Source organism: Mesorhizobium sp. M7D.F.Ca.US.004.03.1.1 (assembly GCF_003998635.1).
In the GTDB taxonomy this organism is placed as follows: Bacteria; Pseudomonadota; Alphaproteobacteria; order Rhizobiales; family Rhizobiaceae; genus Mesorhizobium; species Mesorhizobium loti.
The window spans coordinates 1-2,524 of record NZ_RZQG01000848.1; the positions used below are offsets into that span (position 1 = coordinate 1).

At 65.5% G+C, this 2,524-nt stretch carries 1 protein-coding gene and 1 pseudogene; both read left to right on the top strand.

The window, feature by feature from the left end:
- A partial coding sequence (locus EN935_RS30820) for a BamA/TamA family outer membrane protein (RefSeq protein WP_164771482.1) occupies positions 1-577 on the top strand: 577 nt, incomplete at its 5' end.
- Between the two features lie 3 nt (positions 578-580).
- Positions 581-2,524: pseudogene (locus EN935_RS30825) on the top strand (translocation/assembly module TamB); the annotation flags it as partial.

Sequence of the window (2,524 nt, forward strand, 5' to 3'; positions counted from 1 at the left end):
GCAATATGTCTATGACAACAGAGACAACCGGCTGAACCCGACCAGCGGCTTCCGGGTGCTGGCCTATGCCGAGCCCAGCTACGACATTTTGAGCGGTGCTGCCTTCCTCAAGCTGAAGGGCGAGGGATCGGCCTATCAGTCGATGGATTCGGCTTCGAAGTTCGTACTGGCCGAGCGTGTCGCCATCGGTTCGATCGTCGGCACCAGCCTCGAACACGTGCCGGCCGACCGGCGCTTCTATTCCGGCGGCGGCGGTTCGGTGCGTGGCTACGCCTATCAGGGCATCGGCCCCAAGGATTTCACCGGCCAGCCGATCGGCGGTCTGTCCTTCTTCGAAACCTCGGTCGAGATGCGTATCGCCATCACCGACACGATCGGCATCGTGCCGTTCGTCGATGCCGGCACCGTGTCGACCAAATCGATCCCCGATTTCTCCGACGTCAAGGTCGGCGCCGGCGTCGGCCTGCGCTATGTCACGCCGTTCGGGCCGCTGCGCATCGACGCGGCCGTGCCGCTCAACCGCGATCCGGGCGACCCGCATTTTGGCATCTATGCCGGCATCGGGCAGGCGTTCTGAGCGATGAAGACGGTCTGGCGCATCCTTCGTATTGTCCTCTACACGCTGCTCATTGTGGTCGCGGGAGCGATCGGCGCGCTGGTTGTGCTGACCAAGACCGAGCGCGGCCGCGACAATCTCGCCGGTATCATTTCGCGGCTGGCCTCGAGCGACGACCGCAAGATCACGATCAGCGGCATAGACGGCATCTGGTCCGGGGCCCTCAGTGTCGACCATGTCGTGCTGGAGGACCGCGATGGTGCCTGGCTGGTGGCCCGCAAGGTGGCCATCGACTGGTCGCCGCTGGCGCTGCTGTCGAAGAACTTCAGTGCCGACCGCATCGCGGCCGAGCGCATAGAACTCGCCCGGTTGCCGGTGGCCAGCACGCACCCAGCGCAGAGCAGCGGCACGACGACGCTGCCGGTTTCATTCGATATCAAGCAGATCGACCTGCCCGAGATCGCACTGGGGCAAGACCTTGCCGGCAGCGGCGTCGCCGAACTTGCCGCCAAGGGGATGCTGAAGGCCGATGCCGCGCCGCTGGCGGTCGAGACGACGCTCAACGTCACCCGCCATGACGGCAAGCAAGGCAATGTCGACGCCAAAATCCATTTTGCGCCGGCAGACAACAGGCTCGACCTCGACCTGAAGGCCTCGGAGCCGGCAGGCGGCATCATCGCCAATCTGCTCAAGCTGCCCGATGCGCCACCGGTCGACATAATTGTCTCGGGCACGGGACCGCTCGCCAACTGGAACGGCATCGGCACGTTCACAGTCGACGGCAAGATCGTCACCCAGCTGACGGGCCGCCATCAGTTGACCGACAAGGGAAATCACATCGAGGCCAAGGGCGACGGCGATTTCGCCCGCTTCCTGCCGGAGAATTTGAAGCCGCTGTTTGCCGGCAAGACCAGCTTCGATGTCGCGGGTACAGCAACGACCGCCGGTGGTGTCAGTGTCGACCGGGCCAACGTCGACAGCGATGCGGTGCACGGCACCGCTACCGGCATCGTCGATCCTGCCGGCGCCAGCGATCTCTCGGTCGAACTCGCCGCCAAGGGCCCACCTGTGGTGATCAGCGTCGGCAGCAAGGCGCAGCCGATCACGCTGGCGATCAACAACGCCACCGCCCGCGCCTTCGGCGACGGCAAGGCGCCGATCATCGACATCGGCGCGTCCTTCGTTTCGATCGTCGCCGGCGGCACGCGGCTGGACGATCTGGCGGCGCAGATCCATTCCGACGGTTTCGACATCCAGAACCGCGCCGGGCCGGTCACCGTCAAGCTGGAGGCGGGTGGTCTCAAGACCGACGTGGCGACGCTGGCGCCCTTGATCACCGGCAAGGTCGATGTCGCTCTGGCCGGATCGGTCAGCAAGGATGCCATTGCCATCGACCAGGGCACATTGCGCTCCGATGCGGTCAACGCCTCGCTGACAGCCACCGTGGCGCTTGCCGACCTGTCGATGCAGCTGAAGATGAACGCGGATGCCGTGGCGACGGCCTTTCCGCCGCAGATCGCCTCGGTGCTCGGCGCCCGGGTGAAATTCTCGGCCAGCGCGGCCCGCGATCCGCAGGGATCCTTCGCCGCCAATTCGATCGAGTTCACGTCCGGCACGCTCAGCGCCGCCGGCACGGCCAGCATGCAAGGCACCGACATCCAGGCCGACATCAAGGGCAAACTGGGCGATGTTTCGGTTCTGTCGCCGATGGTCGGCGTGCCGGTTGCCGGCGGTATCGACTTCGCGCTGTCGGCAAGCGGCGCGATGACGGCGCCGGATTTCACGGTCTCCGCCGACAGCGACAGCCTGACCGCCTCGGGCCGCACGGTGAAGACCATCAAGCTGACGGCGAGCGGCAAGGCCGACATTGCCAGCCCCGCAGCCAATGTCTCGCTGACCGGTACCGTCAACGACCAGCCGCTCGACATCAAGGCGGCGCTGGTGACGAGCGAAGGCAAGCGTTCGATC